The sequence below is a fragment of the Sphingomonas sp. PP-CE-1A-559 genome, assembly GCF_004340965.1.
GTDB lineage: Bacteria > Pseudomonadota > Alphaproteobacteria > Sphingomonadales > Sphingomonadaceae > Sphingomonas.
The window spans coordinates 897692-913282 of sequence record NZ_SLYA01000001.1 but is presented as its reverse complement, the minus strand read 5'-3'; the positions used below and the strand labels follow the sequence as shown (position 1 = coordinate 913282).

The following is a 15591-nucleotide window of genomic DNA, read 5'->3' as shown; positions in this document are numbered from 1 at the left end:
CATCCTCCCCCGCCAGGGGGAGGTGGCTGGCCCTTGCCAGACGGAGGGGGAGGTAAGGGATAACTGTGGTTGCGCGTTCCTCCCCCTCCGTCACCTTCGGTGCCACCTCCCCCTGGCGGGGGAGGATCGAAGAGCAGCTCAAACCTTGACGAGCATCTTCCCCGTATTCCCACCCGAGAACAGCCCCAGAAACGCATCCGGCATCGTCTCGAGCCCCTCGTGAACAGTCTCCTGCCGCTTCAGCGTCCCCGCCGCCAGCATCCCGCCCATGTCCTTGTAGAACTCCTCGGCGCGATTCATGTAATCGCTGACGATGAACCCGCGGATCTGCACGCGGTTACCGATCAGCCGCGCGAGGTACTTCAACTGCGTCGCCGCACCGCTGTTGTACACGTCGATCATCCCGCACACCGCGAACCTGGCGTGCATCCGCGCATGCGCCAGCGCCGCGTCGAGATGCTCGCCGCCGACGTTATCGAAATACACGTCGATACCTTTCGGAGCGGCCTCGCCGAGCGCCTTCACCACCGGCACGTCGCTCTTATAGTCGATCACCGCATCCGCGCCGAGCGACTTCACCCACGCGCACTTCTCCGCGCCGCCGGCCGAGCCGATCACCGTCATGCCCTTGGCCTTGGCGACCTGCACCACGGTCGAGCCGACCGCACCCGCCGCCGCCGATACGAACACCGTGTCGCCCGCCTTCGCCTCGGCAACCTGAAGCAAGCCGAAATACCCCGTCATCCCCGGCATGCCGAGCTGACCCAGAAACGCCTGCGGAGGCACGTCGAGCGCGGGCAGCTTCTGCACCTGCGCCGCCGGCACCACCGCTTCGTCGCGCCAGCCGGCCATGTGCAGCACCATGTCGCCGACCTTGATGCCGTCGTCGTTGCTGTCGACAACTTCGCCGACCGCGCCGCCCTGCATCGCCTCACCCAGCGCGAACGGCGGGACATAGCTCTTCACGTCGTTCATCCGCCCGCGCATGTACGGGTCGACCGACAGCCAGCGATTGGCGATCCGCACCTCGCCGGCGCCGAGCGTCGACTGGTCGAGATCGATCATGGCGAAGTCGGTATGCTTCGGCATGCCTTGCGGACGTGCCTTCAGGCTCCATGCACGGGCCATAAACTTGCTCCTGTCTTGATTATTCGTGTTGCGGGTATGGCGAAACGCACACTCAACGCAACCTGCAAAAAGGCCCGGACGTTTCCGCCCGGGCCCCTCTCCGGCTGACACCCTGCGACGCCAGCCAACGCTTTCAACCAGTTAGTACGTGGTCGAACCCGACTTGCCGAGCGTGTCCAACGTCGTGCCAGTGGTGGTGCCGCCGGTCGTCGTGCCGGTGCCCGATGCCGTGCCGGTCCCGGTGCTGCCCGTCTGCGTGCTGCCCGTCTGCGAGTTCGAAGCATAACCGCTGGTGCCGGCATCCTTCTTGTCGCCGCCCGTGCGATCGCCGTAGTCGAACATCGCCGAGTTGCGCTCTTCTTCCTTCCACGCCGACTTGGCTTCGTCGGCCGACTTCGACAGCGTGACCTTGTCATCGACGGTCTTGATCCAGCGCGATGGGATCGAGTGGTGCACGCCGCCCGCATCGCGGTCGTTCTTGGTCAGCAGGATCCTGTCGCCCTTCACCTTGTCGACCGTGCCGACATGGCTGCCATCCGAACCGACGACTTCCATATGCTCGGTGACCTGCGACAGCGAACTGCGCTGGCCCTGGCGCTCATTGCGCCACGACGAGAACTCGTTCTCGAACTTCGAGCGGTTCTCGTTGCGATACTCGTCATAGTCACGGTCGAGCGCCGCGATCTGCGTGCTGCGCCAGCTATGGTAATGGTCGTCGTGCGTGTTCGACGCGCGATTGCCGAACGCACGGTTGTCCGAGTTGCCATAGGACCGCTCGTCATAGCGTGCATCGGCTTCGCGGCGGCGCTCGGCCTCGTCGTCACCGAACCACGAGCGAACTTCGTCGCCTGCACGCGCGATGAACCCGCGATCGTCATAGTCATAGCCCTGTGGCTGACGACCATAGTCACGCCCCTCGTTTCGGCGGCCGCCGCGCGAAGAGCTGCGGTTGTCGTCATCGGCATCGCGGTTGCGACCTACGTCCTCGAAGCGGCGACCGTCCGATGCATAGCTGCCGTGATATTCGGCATCGCCCGAACCCTGGCTGCGCTGGCCGTAGGACTGCTGGCCATAGCCCTGCTGACCATAGCCCTGTCCGGAGCGCTGCTGCCCGTAACCCTGCTGGCCATAACCCTGGCTCGACCCCTGGCCGTAACGCGACTGGCCGTACCGGTCGCCGCCCGATGGCTGCGAGCGGTCATTATGGCCGCCATAATAGTCACCACCGCCCTGCTCGCGACCATATTGGTCGCCGCGTCCCTGGTCGTCACGCCCCTGATATCCCTGGCCGCGGCCGCCGCGGTTGTCGTCGCGATCATATTCGCCGGCGGCTTCATATTCGCGCGCGCTGGAACGACCGTAGCCGCCACCGTCTGCGCGGAAATCGCGACCATAGTCGTTCGAGTTCGGCCGACCGTAATAGTCGCCCGACTGGCGATCTCGGGTGTTGCGTTCGTAGACCATAGGAACCTCCTAATTGCTGTCCTGCGGTTGCCGGCCCCGTCGGTCGCGGGGTCGTACATTCCGAGGACTACAAACGCCAAACTGGCGGAATGTTCCTGGAATTGCGGGGCTCGACGGTGACCCGACGCTACGTTGCGACGACATGCCGGAGGCTAGTTGGCGCAGTCGCACCAACCCAGTTGCAACGGCGAAATCGAGCCGCTAAGCCACCGATCCTGGCCTGTGGCCAACCGCGCGGGGCCGTAGCTCAGATGGGAGAGCGCCGCAATCGCACTGCGGAGGTCCGGGGTTCGATTCCCCGTGGCTCCACCACGCGGCATAGCAACAGCACGTCGACGAGCATCCAACACGTCGCGTGCGTAAGCTGCACGCTGCGTGCGCCTTTCATGCGCGCAGTTACCACGCTATCGTGGGGCATGGACGAATTGACGTGCAACGTGGTCGGCATCGACTTCCCCAACGCGGACAAGAGCAAGAGCAACCGCCGCATGGAATTGATGCTCTGCACTCCCGGCGAACCTGTCGACCTACGCCGCGAACCGAAGAACCCGTATGATACGAACGCGGTGGCGGTGTTCAGCCAGCGCGGCGTGCAGATGGGCTATCTGTCCGCCGAACGTGCGCCGCTGATCGGACGGCGGATGCAGGAGGAGGAGCATGTCGCCATATTCCAGGCTCTGGTCGGCAGCTACGGCTATGTCCGCATCCGCTTCGGCGGCGGCGCACCGACACTGCCGGACCCCGAGGCATCCACGCCATCACGGTCTAGCCCAGCGTCGTTCGACCCGGACGCCTTCTTTCCCGACCCCGAGGGTCCCGAATGGGGCGCGTGACGCCCCCCCGAATGGGATGAACTAGATACCCTGCGCAGTGACGACGCGACCCGTCGCTTCCAGATCGCGCGTCAGGTCCGCGAGGCAGCGATCGACCAGCGCCTCGTCCGAACTCCGCACGACGAAGTTCGCGCCCGTCTTGCCATCGCGAAAGAACGGGTAACTCCCGATCGCGACGCCCTCATGCGTCTTCTCCGCGTCGCGCAGGATGTCCACGACCTCGCTCTCGGCCACCCAACATCCGATCGTCTTCGAGACCACCGGCAGCCCACCCTCCAGCGTCCCCGTCAGCGCGTCCAGCATCCCCGCGGTAATGTGCGGCACGCCCGCCATGATGAAGATGTTGCCGATCCGGATGCCCGGCGCACCCGACACCTTGTTGTCGATCAGGTCCGCCCCGACCGGCACCCGCGCCATCCGCGCCCGCGCCTCGGTAAGCCCGCCCCGCGTCGCGTAATATTCCTCTAGCACCGCCATCGCGCGCGGATGATGCTCGACCGCGACGCCCAGCGCCTCGGCAATCGCGTCCACCGTGATGTCGTCGTGAGTCGGCCCGATCCCGCCCGTCGTGAACAGGTAATCGTTGCGCGCGCGCAGGATGTTGACCGCCTCGACGATCGCCTCGGTCTTGTCGGCGACCACGCGCACTTCGGCGAGGCGGATGCCCTGCACGTTGAGCCAGGCCGCGATCTGCGCGACGTTCTTGTCCTGCGTGCGGCCCGACAGGATCTCGTCGCCGATGATCGTCAGCGCGGCCGTCCAGATGCGTTCCTCTACCATGCCCCTCGCATAGCCTCGCAAAACCGTGCCCGCCACGCTATATCGCGCGTCATGACCGAATATGTAACCGTCACCTCGGACCAGCCCGACGCGCGCACCGGCGCCATCAAGCTGCACGGCCCCGCCGCCTTCGAAGGCATGATGAAGGCGGGTCGCCTCGCTGCCGAGACACTCGATATGATCGTCCCGCACATGGTGCCGGGCGTGACCACCGCCGAGATCGACCGGCTGATCTACGACTTCATCGTCGCCGGCGGCGGCGTCCCCGCGACGCTCGGCTATCGCGGCTACACGCACAGCGTCTGCATCTCGATCAACCATGTCGTCTGCCACGGCATCCCAAGCGAGAAGACGCTGAAATCGGGCGATATCGTCAACGTCGACGTCACGCCTTTGTTGGACGGCTGGCACGGTGATACGAGCCGGATGTACCTGATCGGCGACGTGCCCATCAAGGCGCGCCGCCTGGTCGAGGTCACCTACGAATGCCTCATGCTCGGCATCGAGCAGGCCAAGCCCGGCAACCGCATGGGCGACGTCGCCAACGCGATCCAGCGCCATGCCGAAAAGCACCGCTACGGCGTGGTCCGTGATTTCTGTGGCCACGGCGTCGGCCGCCTGTTCCACGACGCCCCCGAGGTCGTCCATGTCGGCAAGCCCGGCACCGGCCCCGAGCTTCGCCCCGGCATGATCTTCACGATCGAGCCCATGATCAACATCGGCCGCCCCGACGTGAAGCTGCTCGATGACGGCTGGACGGCAGTCACGCGCGATCGCTCGCTATCCGCGCAGTTCGAACATTCGATCGGTATTACGGAAGACGGCTGCGAGATCTTCACGCTCAGCCCCAAGGGCTACACGCAGCCGCCTTACGTATAACGTCAGCCTGCGGACACGTTCTTCACCGTACAGTCGGTGATGACGTGGCCGCTATATTCGAACGAACCCTTGCCGTTCCAATCCTTCGCCACGGCAAGCGCGGCACTGAAGTGGGCGAGATACGATCCGATTCCGGGTGGTGGCACCGAAACGACATATTGGCCGGTGACGTGCACGAGCAAGGTGTCGTGCCCGAACCCTGTATGCAGGATCGCACCCGAGACATGGGGAATGACGGTCGTGCCGTAAGGTGGCGGCAATGCTTGCGTGATTTGCGCCGATCCGGAGATTTGTCCGGTCGGGGCATTCACGCCGAGATCGAGATGAAGCGTCGGCGCACCTGCAAATCCGCCATGCTTGACGTCCAGCTTTACTTGGTAATATCCAACCGGCTCGGTCATGAGTATTCCCTCCTCCGGATCCATCCTGATCCGTTACTGGAGTTCCTCACGGGACGACTGTCGAGTCCAGCGGGATTGGGTCCGAAACGAACCGGTCGAGACGTGTATGGACTGACCCCGAAACCTTTTACGCGGCTCAGCCACAGGAATCTGACGTACAAAGGGTGACGCGGACCGCCGGCACCGCTATCTGCCGCCCCATGACCGAGATCACACCGCAGATCGTCGCCGACCACGGCCTGTCCCCCGAAGAATATGAGCGCGTCCTGCGCGCCATCGGCCGCGAGCCGAACATGGTCGAGCTTGGCATCTTCTCGGTCATGTGGTCCGAGCATTGCAGCTACAAATCCAGCAAGATCCACCTGATGAGGCTCCCCACCAAGGGCCCCCGCGTCATCTGCGGCCCGGGCGAGAACGCCGGCGTCGTCGATATCGGCGACAACCAGGCGGCGATCTTCAAGATGGAGAGCCATAACCACCCGTCGTACATCGAGCCGTACCAAGGTGCTGCGACCGGCGTCGGCGGCATCCTGCGCGACGTCTTCACGATGGGCGCGCGGCCGATCGCCAACCTCAACGCGCTGCGCTTCGGCCGCCCCGATCACCCCAAGATGCGCCACCTGATCTCGGGCGTGGTCCACGGCATCGGCGGCTACGGCAATTGCGTCGGCGTGCCGACCGTCGGCGGCGAGGTGAACTTCCACAGCGCGTATGACGGCAACATCCTGGTCAACGCGATGACCGTCGGGATCGCCGATCAGGACAAGATCTTCTATTCGGCAGCCTCGGGCATCGGCAATCCGATCGTCTATGTCGGCAGCAAGACCGGCCGCGACGGCATCCACGGCGCGACGATGGCCTCGGCCGATTTCGGCGAGGATTCGGACGCCAAGCGCCCGACCGTCCAGGTCGGCGATCCATTCACCGAGAAGCTGCTGATCGAAGCCTGCCTCGAACTCATGGCGACCGACGTCATCGTCGCGATCCAGGACATGGGCGCGGCGGGCCTCACGTCTTCAGCCGTGGAAATGGCGTCGAAGGGCGGCGTCGGCATCGAGCTGACGATGGACGACGTGCCGCAGCGCGAGACCGGCATGACGCCGTACGAGATGATGCTCTCGGAATCGCAGGAGCGCATGCTGATGGTACTCAAGCCCGGCCGCGAAGCCGAGGCCGAGGCAATCTTCAAGAAGTGGGAACTCGATTTCGCGGTGATCGGCCGCGTTACCGACACCGGCCGCATGGTGCTGACGTTCAAGGGCGAGACCGTCTGCGACATCCCGCTCGGCCCGCTCGCCGACGAAGCGCCGCTCTACGATCGCCCGCACGTCCCGACGCCGAAGCCCGCGCCGCTCGCCAACGCGCCGCACAGCAGCGACATCGCCGCTGATCTGCTCACGCTGATGGGCTCGCCGGACGTCGCCTCGCGCCGCTGGATCTGGGAGCAATACGACCACATGGTCGGCGCCGACACGGTGCAGCGCCCCGGTGGCGACGCCGCGGTCGTCCGCGTCCACGGCACGCAGAAGGCGCTGGCGATGACCACCGACTGCACGCCGCGCTATTGCTTCGCCGACCCGGTCGAGGGCGGCAAGCAGGCGGTCGCCGAAGCCTGGCGCAACCTGACCGCGGTCGGCGCGCTGCCTTTGGCTGTCACCAACTGCCTCAACTTCGCCAACCCGCAGCGTCCCGAGATCATGGGCCAGATCGTCGGTTGCCTCGAAGGTATGAGCGATGCCTGCATCGCGCTCGACTTCCCGATCGTGTCGGGCAACGTGTCGCTCTATAATGAATCGAAGGCAACCGGCGGTGGCTCGGCGATCCTGCCGACGCCGGCGATCGGCGCGATCGGGTTGCTGGCGGACTGGCAGAAGAATGCGACGATCGCGTTCAAGGGCTCGGGCGACATCATCCTCGCGGTCGGCACGCGCGGCGGCCATCTCGGCCAGTCGCTGTGGCTGCGCGAATGCCACGGCCGCGAACAGCTCGACGCCGGCCCGCCGCCGCCGGTCGATCTCGCCGCCGAACGCCGCGTCGGCGACCTGATCCGCGAGGCGATCGCGTTGGGTCAGCTGACCGCGGTCCACGACGTGTCCGACGGCGGCATCGCCGTGACGCTCGCCGAGATGGCACTCGCCGGCGGGATCGGCGCGATGATCGACCGCAAGCAGCCCTTCGACTGCGCGCGCTCGTTCTTTGCGGAGGACCAGGGCGTCTACATCGTCACCGTCGACGATCATTCGCTGCTGGACTTCCTCGGAGCGGCGCATGCAGCGGACGTCGAGGCGGAGCCGCTAGGCCGCACCGGCGGCAAGCGCCTGATCTTCGAACGCCCCGACCGCGACGACGTCATCGCGTTGGATGCGCTGCGGACTGCGCACGAGGGGTTCTTCCCGAAGCTGATGGGCGTCGACGCCGCGCTGGCTTAAGGTGCTGGGCGGCGGCGATTGAGCGCGCGCGCCCAACAAGTAGGATCCACCCCGGCGAAGGCCGGGGCCCAACTGGGAAAGCCGCAGTAACGAAGCGCTGCCCTTCGCCATAACCGTCCCCCAATTGGGCCCCGGCCTCCGCCGGGGTGGTTGTCCTTCGCGGTAAGGCACCAACCTCCGACACAGAATGTTTCCCGCGAAGGCGGGGACCCAGTCTGGGTTCCCGCCTTCGCGGGAGAACAAGGTTGCAAGAGATGTCGTCTGACTAGTCGCCGCCGCCCACAACCCGGGATCCCCAGCGAAAGCCGGAATCTCCCGCATCGGGCCAAAGCGCTCGTCAACAGCAACACCCCAGCTTCCGCAGGGTGACAGGAGAGGCGGAGTAGCTTTGAGGACAAGAGGCGAGGTGCGGCAGTGCATCGCGCAGAAACGACAGGTCGGTCACATCACCGACCGGATAGCGGATCCAACAAAACGGGAGGCCACGCTACCCTAAGATACCCGTCAAAGCAGCCTGTCCTACACCACCGCGATATGCCAGCGTCGAACCATGACCGCATTACTCTCCTACCGCGCTACCAAGACGCCGCGCCCGAACCCAAGCGTCGATCGAGCACTGCCCAGGTCCGTCCGGCTCACCCAACACCGTCCGCTCCTAAAGTGCGGCCGAACGCGACCCTGTCATGGCCCAACCCTTACAATTGCCCCGCGAGATACTGCGCCAGCGTCTGCACTTTGTGCACTTCTGGCATTTCGCATGACCCGTGTCCCCTCCGAAATGGCCACGCTCGACGTCCTCCACCACGCCGATGCCACGACGATTACCGGCGTCGAAAGCCCCGCATTCCAACCAGCGCAACGCTCCCGCGAAATGCTGCGCCAGCGTCTGCACTTCGTGCACTTCCGGCATTGCGCATGACCCCCGCCCCCTCTGAAATGGCCACGATCGACGTCCTCAACGGCGCAGACGCAACGACGATTACCGGCATCAAAAGCCCCGCAGTCCAACCAGCACAACGCTCCCGCGGAATACTGCACCAGCGTCTGCACTTCGTGCACTTCCGGCGTTCCGCATGACCCCCGCCCCCACCAGAATCGCCACGCTCGACCTCATCCGAGGCGTCGCCGTCATGGGCATTCTCGCATCAAACATCGCCGCATTCGGCTTCCCCGAATTCGCCTACATGACCCCCGCCTCGATGGGCGCGCCGAGCACGCCAGACCTGATCGCCTGGACCACCACCTTCATCGTCATCGACGGCAAGATGCGCGGGTTGTTCTCGTTCCTGTTCGGCGCGTCGATGCTGCTGGTCATCGAACGGGCCGAGGCGAATGGCGAAGACCCGGCGACCGTCCACCTGCGCCGCATGGCGTGGTTGTTCGTGTTCGGCCTAGCGCATCTGTACCTTCTTTGGTGGGGCGACATCCTCGCCCACTACGCACTGGTCGGCGCGATCGCGTACATGTTCGCGCGGTTGCCGGTCCGCTGGCTGATCGGCGTCGGGCTCGCGTGCATCGCGCTCCAGACGGTCGAGCTGACGACGCTCGTCGCCTACACGTTCGACCTTCATGCCGCCGCGCACCGGCCCGGCGCGACTGCGCGGATCATCGCCAACTGGCAGTCGCTGGCGGATCAATTCGGCCAGCCCTCCCCCGCCGGCGCCGAGCGCGAACTGGCCATCGGGCGCGGCGGATGGAGCGATCTGGTCACATGGCGCTGGCAACACGCGGTCGGGCCGATCACGTCGCTGACCGCCACCGGCCCGGAAACGCTCGGCTTCATGCTGCTCGGCATGGCCGGGTTGCGATCCGGCTTCCTGACCGGCGAATGGTCACGAAAGCGCTATGCCATCGTCGCCGTCACCGGCGTCACGATCGGCTGGGCCGCCTACGCCGCCATCGCGACCTTCGACATCGCCCACGGGTTCGACGCACGGTACGTCGCCCTGTCGTGGCTGACGCTGGCAACCCCGCTGAGGCCGCTCACGATCATCGGCTACGCGGCCGCGATCATCCTGCTCGCACGGCCCGGCGGTTGGCTGACGACTCGCGTCTCCGGGGCGGGTCGGATCGCGTTCTCCAACTATCTAGGCACGACGCTGATCTGCACGACCATCTTCTACGGCTACGGCTTCGGACTGTACGGCAACCTCTCCCGCGCCCAGCTATACCTTATCGTCGTGCCGATCTGGCTGCTGATGCTCCTCTGGTCGAAGCCGTGGCTCGATCGGTTCCGCTACGGTCCGCTCGAATGGCTATGGCGCAGCCTCTCGCGGTTCGGATGGCAACCGATGCGCGGTTCGGCATTCACGACCAGCCGATGACGCTATTTGCGAATAAGACGCAAAAGTGCTTGCGAGTGGTTCGCATTATCCGTATCCCGCGCTTACAGCTAGGGAGTTCCCATGGTCGTCTGCGTTTGCAATGCCATACGAGAATCCGACGTTCGCAACTGCGCGCGCGGCGGTTGCACGACACCGTGCCAGGCCTTCCGTTCGATGGGCCGGAAACCGAAATGCGGCCAGTGCACGTCGATAGCGCGAGCGATTATCGACGAGGAACGCGCCGCTGCATAAGCGTCGCAACAGCTAAGAAAGCCCGGAAATCTGCCGTTTTTTGGGGTTGTGCTAATCTGTGTCAGCCCGCTACATGTCTGTCAGAGGTGACGGAGATATGGCCATGCGCGGCGACCCACAAGTAATCGAATTTCTGAACGAGGCGCTCAAGAACGAGCTGACCGCGGTCAACCAATATTGGCTCCATTACCGGATGCTCGAGCATTGGGGCGTCTACAAGCTCGCCCAGTATGAGCGGATGGAATCGATCGACGAGATGAAGCATGCCGACTGGCTGTCGGAGCGCATCCTGTTCCTCGATGGCCTGCCGAACTTCCAGCTGCTCGGCCGTCTCCGCATCGGCGAGACCGTCGAGGAGGTCCTGAAGTCGGATCTGGCGCTCGAAGTCGAGGCCACCGTCCAGCTCAAGGGCGCGATCTCCTACTGCGAAGACGTCAAGGACTATATCAGCCGCGACCTGTTCGCCCGCATCCTCGCCAGCGAGGAAGAGCATGTCGACACGCTCGAGCGCCAGTTCGAGATGATCGCGCGGATGGGTATCCACAACTACATCCAGCTCAACTCGATCTCGGAACATGATTCGCCGAAGGCCGGCGCGGCGCCGTATTTGAAGGCCTGATCCACCCCCCTGTCATCTCGCGGAAAGGTGAGATGACAGGGCTGCATTGTCCGCCAGTCTGGCGACGAATTTATTCCCCGCCGAACCCAGTCGGTACGGCGCGACGCCCAAACCCACCGCCCGCAACGGGCTTACGGGCCACGATCGGATTGGCCTCGCGCTCCAGCAGCGTCAGAGTCTCGACGAACAGCGGCCGCAACCGAACGATATGCTCCAACGCCTCGTCGGGCGTGTCCTGCATTTCCAGGCAATCGCGCGCAATCGTCTCGATCGCCTCCGCGAGATCGGCAAGCGGCTCCGCCCCGAACTGCCGCGCTTCACCCTTGAGCGTATGCGCGGGAATCACCATCGCCGCCGCATTGAGCGCACGCATCGCCGCCTCGATGGCAGCAACCGACTTCACGCCGTCCTCACGAAAATATCCGAGGATGCGGCCAAATCCCGCGCCAAGTTCGTTGCGCGCCTGCACGAACGCGGGCCAATTGATCAGGGTGCTTCCCTCGAACGCCACTGTCGCCTTCTCCCGTTAAGCAAATAGCGCCATGAAGGTCAGAGCCGTATCATACATAACCTAGGTAAACACAGTGTTGAAAAACTAACGACAAGTTACGACAAAGACTGAAATAGATACATTCAAAACGATTTCTATTGTTGCATTGGCGGACGCCGCGACCGCCGCGAGTTCGGTCGGGGCTTGAGGGTCGTCCGCTATCACCTCGACGCGGGTGGCACCGGCCCGCAACGCGCGGGCGAGCCGTACCGCGGGCCAAGGGCAACGCATGCCCCTGGCGTCGATACGGACCACGCCCGACACCATGCCTAGTGGCCGCCGCCGCCCTTGCCGTCGTCGTACGGATTCTTCGGCGCGCGGAACATCAGCCGGACAGGGACCGCCCCGAAGCCCAGATCCTTGCGCATCGAATTGACCAGATACCGCTCGTAGCTAGCCGGCAACTGATCGACGCGCGTGCCGAAGATGACGAAGCTCGGCGGACGCGTCTTGACCTGCGTGACGTAGCGCATCTTGATCCGCTTGCCGCCCGGCGCCGGCGGCGGTGTCGCCTCGATCGCGCGCTCGAACCAGCGGTTGAGTTCACCGGTGCCGACACGCTTGGACCATGCATCACGCGTGTCGAAGCAGGCTTGCAGCAATTGGTCGATGCCTTTGCCGGTCGCGCCGGACACGGTCATCACCGTGACGCCCTTTACCTGCGACAAGCCGTCTTCGAGTGCGCGCTTGACGCCGTTGAACAGCGAGGATGCGCTCTCGGCGATATCCCATTTGTTGAGCGCGATGACGAGCGCGCGGCCCTCCTGCAACACCTTGTCGGCGATGCGGAGATCCTGCGCCTCGAGTCCCAGCGTCGCGTCGAGCAGCAACACGACGACTTCGGCGAAATCGACCGCATGGAGCGCGTCCTCGACCGACATCTTCTCGAGCTTGTCCTGAACCTTGGCGCGCTTGCGCATGCCCGCGGTGTCGATCAGGCGCACTTTCCGCGCCTCGCCACCGGTCGGATGCCAGTCGTAGTCGACGCTGATCGAATCACGCGTGATGCCGGCTTCGGGGCCGGTGATCATGCGATCTTCACCGAGAATGCGGTTGACGAGCGTCGACTTGCCCGCGTTCGGGCGGCCGACGATCGCGAGCTTCAGAGGGCCCTCATATTCATTGTCGGGCTGTTCCTCGGGCGGCTCTTCCTTGCCTTCGAGTAGCGGGAGCAGGCCTTCGAACAGGTCGCCCATGCCTTCGCCGTGCTCGGCCGACAGCTGGACCGGGTCGCCGAAGCCTAGCGCGAGCGATTCGAGGATACCGTCTTCGCCTGCACGGCCTTCGGCCTTGTTGGCAACCAAGAGGACGGGAACATCGGCTGTGCGGAGCCAGCGCGCGATTTCTTCGTCCAAGGGCACGATGCCGGCGCGGGCATCGAACAGGAACAGCGCGACGTCGGCCTGTTCGACGGCGGCTTCGGTCTGCTGGCGCATGCGGCCGGGCAGAGTCTGCGCGTCGTGGTCTTCATAGCCGGCGGTGTCGATGATGCGGAATTCGAGGCCGATCAGCGACGCGTCGCCTTCGCGGCGGTCACGCGTGACGCCGGGGCGATCGTCGACCAGCGCAAGCTTCTTGCCGACGAGGCGGTTGAAAAGAGTCGACTTGCCGACATTTGGGCGGCCGACGATCGCGACCACGGGGAGTTTGGACATGGCGTGCCCTTAGCGCGTGTCGCGCCAAAGGTCACCTAGTCCCTCGTCCCTCCGGGGAGAGGGGGGAGGAGCCTTAGGCGACGGAAGGGTGAAGGGTAGTTGGGGCGGGCGTTTCGAGCCTCACTCCCCTCTCCCTTCCCACCGCCAGCGCTGCGGGCCCCTTCCCTCTCCCCGGAGGGGCGAGGGAGTCTACGTCACCTGTACGCGGTGACCTTACCCTTCTGGTCTAGCGTATAAAGCGTCGAGTTCGCCACGATCGGGGGAAGCGAGAACGGCGTCTTCGTCTCGATCGTCGAGCTTACCGTGCCATCGGTCGGCGAAACGAAATTGATCTCGCCGCGCGAGTTGGTCAGGACGAGGTGGTTGCCGGCCAGGATCGGCCCGAACCAGGTGACCGCGTTGTTGCGCTTCTTCTCGTTCTGGAACCGCTTCAGTTGCGCGATCCAGCGTGCCTTGCCGTTCGAGCGCGAAAGGCAAACGAGCTTGGCATCGTCGGTCACCACGAACAGCCATTCGCCCGCGATCCAAGGCGTCGAGATGCCGGCGAAGTTCTGCTCCCACAGACGCTGTCCGGTCGACAGTTCGAGCGCGACCATGCGGCCACCCTGCCCCACTGCATAGACGCGCCCGCCGTCAATCACCGGTGCGGCATCGATGTCAGACAAACTCGACACTGACGTCGTGATCGAAGTGCGCGACAGCGCGTCCTGCCACAGTATACGGCCGTTCTCGTAGCGATACGCGCTGAGTTCGCCGCTGGAGAAGCCGGCGACCACCGTGCCCTGGCTCACGGCGGGTGCCGCGACGCCGAACACGCCCTGTGTTTCGAGCGTGCCGGACTGGACCCACTGGACCTTGCCGTCGGTCTGGTTGAGCGAGAAGACCTGGTTGTCTTGCGTGAGGACATAGACCGCGCCATTGGCGACCGTTGGCGAACCACGGAGCGGCGCGCCGGGCTTGGCGCGCCAGAGGATCTTGCCATCCGCTGCATTCATCGCGACGACGTCGCCGACACCGTCGGTGGCGTAGAGCTTGCCATCGTCATAGCTGACGCCGCCGCCGAAGCGCGCCGCCTTGTTGAGCTTGCCCTCGGTGATCCCCGCGCTCCACAGCGCGGCGCCGGTGTCGGCGGTGAAGGCATGGATCGTCGCGGTGACGTCGGTGACGAACAACTTGCCGTCGGCAACGACCGGGGCTGCGCCGAGACGCTCGCGGTTCGAGCCGCCGTCGATCCCGGCCTGCCAGAGACGCTTGGGCTGATCCGCGAGCGCGAGCTGGCCCATCGACTTGGCGGGGTTGCCGCCGGGCTGGGCCCAGGCGTCGTTGACCGCAGGCGCCGGCAACAGGACCTGGACGTCGGCGATCGTCTTGTCGGTCTCGACCTCGTTCTCCGACACCAGGATCGACACGCGGTCGCCGAGCGTCGGCGTCTTCTTCACGCTGCCCTTGAAAATCCCGCAACCGCTGAGCGCCACCAGCGCGGCGACGGCGACCGTCACCCGATATGTCTTCATCATTGCGCCTTGGTATCCTCGTTTGATGCAGCCGGAGTGATCACCCTGGCAGTAGCGCCCGTGCTGGCAACAGCGTCCACACCCAGTACGCCCGCCATCTGAACCGCGCGTTGACGGATCGTCTCGGGCACGCCGGTGTCACGCGCGACTTGGCCGAACATGGTCCCCGCCTGCTGGCGCTGGTTCATGCGGAGATAGGAGATCGCGACCATCTCGCCCGCGCTGCCGAGCCACGGGCCACCGGGCACGGCCAGCGGACGAAGCCGCTCGACGACGACCTGTGGCTTCAGCGTGTCGAACTCGGCCGAGGTCTGGCGGACCAGCGCGAGATCGCGGAACGGCTTTGCCAGCGACGTATCCGCAGCGATCGAACCGAGCTTGGCAGCCGCCCCCTTCAGGTCGTCCTTCTGGAGGAGCACGTCGGCCTGCGTGAACAGCGCGAGCGCGCGGTAGCCGTCGCGGTTCGACTTGGCGAGTTCGGCGAGCGGCTTCGACGCGGCCGCGGCGTTGTTCGCGCCGAGCGAATCGTAAGCGGCCTGAAGCTGCTCGCCTTCGACACCAGCGGCTTCGCCATTGTGATGCTGCCAGTAGAGAAAGCCGGCGAGAGCCGCGAGCGCGGCGACGACGCCGACCACGACCCATTTGCCCCAGTTCGTCCAGAACCCGGCGAGCTGGTCGCGTCGCAGTTCTTCGTCGACCTCACGCAGGAATGCTTGATCGGTTTTCGGCGGGAGGGCCAAGGAATGCTCCGGAAATAGTGAGG

General features: G+C 64.9%; 16 protein-coding genes and 1 tRNA gene. 8 read left to right on the top strand and 9 right to left on the bottom strand.

Annotated features, from left to right (window positions below; translation table 11 throughout):
• Window positions 1–138: 138 nt before the first annotated feature.
• Both C8J42_RS04100 and C8J42_RS04095 read right to left on the bottom strand, forming a co-directional pair.
• Window positions 139–1128 (bottom strand): NADP-dependent oxidoreductase, encoded by a 990-nt coding sequence (locus C8J42_RS04100; protein WP_133018951.1) that lies wholly within the window; start codon window positions 1126–1128, stop codon window positions 139–141.
• 141 nt (window positions 1129–1269) lie between these two features.
• A complete protein-coding gene (locus C8J42_RS04095; protein ID WP_133018950.1) occupies window positions 1270–2592 on the bottom strand; it encodes a DUF2171 domain-containing protein in 1323 nt (440 codons plus the stop codon).
• A gap of 236 nt (window positions 2593–2828) precedes the next feature.
• On the opposite strand from C8J42_RS04095, the gene C8J42_RS04090 reads away from it, so the two are divergent.
• Both C8J42_RS04090 and C8J42_RS04085 read left to right on the top strand, forming a co-directional pair.
• A tRNA-Ala gene (locus tag C8J42_RS04090) sits at window positions 2829–2904 on the top strand.
• Window positions 2905–2978: 74 nt separating this feature from the next.
• Window positions 2979–3425, top strand: a complete 447-nt coding sequence (locus tag C8J42_RS04085; protein WP_243644058.1) for an HIRAN domain-containing protein — start codon at window positions 2979–2981, stop codon at window positions 3423–3425.
• Between the two features lie 21 nt (window positions 3426–3446).
• Here the strand turns inward: C8J42_RS04085 and C8J42_RS04080 are convergent, their stop codons facing one another.
• Window positions 3447–4205, bottom strand: coding sequence for a molybdopterin-binding protein (locus C8J42_RS04080; RefSeq protein ID WP_133018948.1), 759 nt, complete (start codon window positions 4203–4205; stop codon window positions 3447–3449).
• 51 nt (window positions 4206–4256) lie between these two features.
• On the opposite strand from C8J42_RS04080, the gene map reads away from it, so the two are divergent.
• On the top strand, window positions 4257–5084 hold the full coding sequence (map, locus tag C8J42_RS04075) for a type I methionyl aminopeptidase (RefSeq protein ID WP_133018947.1): 828 nt from the start codon (window positions 4257–4259) through the stop codon (window positions 5082–5084).
• 2 nt (window positions 5085–5086) lie between these two features.
• On the opposite strand, the gene C8J42_RS04070 is transcribed toward map, so the two are convergent.
• A complete protein-coding gene (locus C8J42_RS04070; protein ID WP_133018946.1) occupies window positions 5087–5485 on the bottom strand; it encodes a DUF1842 domain-containing protein in 399 nt (132 codons plus the stop codon).
• 200 nt (window positions 5486–5685) lie between these two features.
• Here C8J42_RS04070 and purL point away from each other — a divergent pair, with 200 nt between their 5' ends.
• From purL to bfr, 5 genes are all read left to right on the top strand, one after another.
• Entirely contained in the window at window positions 5686–7914 is a 2229-nt protein-coding gene (gene purL, locus C8J42_RS04065) for a phosphoribosylformylglycinamidine synthase subunit PurL (RefSeq protein ID WP_133018945.1), read from the top strand.
• 757 nt (window positions 7915–8671) lie between these two features.
• Window positions 8672–8833 (top strand): hypothetical protein, encoded by a 162-nt coding sequence (locus C8J42_RS20010; protein WP_165895415.1) that lies wholly within the window; start codon window positions 8672–8674, stop codon window positions 8831–8833.
• A 154-nt stretch (window positions 8834–8987) separates the two neighbouring features.
• A complete protein-coding gene (locus C8J42_RS04060) occupies window positions 8988–10238 on the top strand; it encodes a DUF418 domain-containing protein (RefSeq protein ID WP_133018944.1) in 1251 nt (416 codons plus the stop codon).
• An 81-nt stretch (window positions 10239–10319) separates the two neighbouring features.
• On the top strand, window positions 10320–10490 hold the full coding sequence (locus C8J42_RS20430; protein ID WP_082441433.1) for a (2Fe-2S)-binding protein: 171 nt from the start codon (window positions 10320–10322) through the stop codon (window positions 10488–10490).
• Window positions 10491–10593: 103 nt separating this feature from the next.
• Complete coding sequence (gene bfr, locus C8J42_RS04050; RefSeq protein ID WP_133018943.1) at window positions 10594–11109, top strand: bacterioferritin; 516 nt, start codon at window positions 10594–10596, stop codon at window positions 11107–11109.
• 70 nt (window positions 11110–11179) lie between these two features.
• On the opposite strand, the gene C8J42_RS04045 is transcribed toward bfr, so the two are convergent.
• The 5 genes from C8J42_RS04045 to C8J42_RS04025 form a co-directional block, all read right to left on the bottom strand.
• A complete protein-coding gene (locus C8J42_RS04045) occupies window positions 11180–11620 on the bottom strand; it encodes an Hpt domain-containing protein (RefSeq protein ID WP_120299104.1) in 441 nt (146 codons plus the stop codon).
• An 84-nt stretch (window positions 11621–11704) separates the two neighbouring features.
• Complete coding sequence (locus C8J42_RS04040; protein ID WP_120299105.1) at window positions 11705–11926, bottom strand: sulfurtransferase TusA family protein; 222 nt, start codon at window positions 11924–11926, stop codon at window positions 11705–11707.
• A gap of 2 nt (window positions 11927–11928) precedes the next feature.
• Entirely contained in the window at window positions 11929–13314 is a 1386-nt protein-coding gene (gene der / locus C8J42_RS04035) for a ribosome biogenesis GTPase Der (RefSeq protein ID WP_056062647.1), read from the bottom strand.
• A 194-nt stretch (window positions 13315–13508) separates the two neighbouring features.
• Complete coding sequence (locus C8J42_RS04030; RefSeq protein WP_133018942.1) at window positions 13509–14831, bottom strand: PQQ-binding-like beta-propeller repeat protein; 1323 nt, start codon at window positions 14829–14831, stop codon at window positions 13509–13511.
• The gene (locus tag C8J42_RS04025) at window positions 14828–15568 is read right to left on the bottom strand and encodes a tetratricopeptide repeat protein (protein ID WP_133018941.1); all 741 of its coding nucleotides are present in this window, start codon (window positions 15566–15568) and stop codon (window positions 14828–14830) included. Before C8J42_RS04025 ends, C8J42_RS04030 begins: the two co-directional genes overlap by 4 nt.
• Window positions 15569–15591 lie beyond the last annotated feature (23 nt).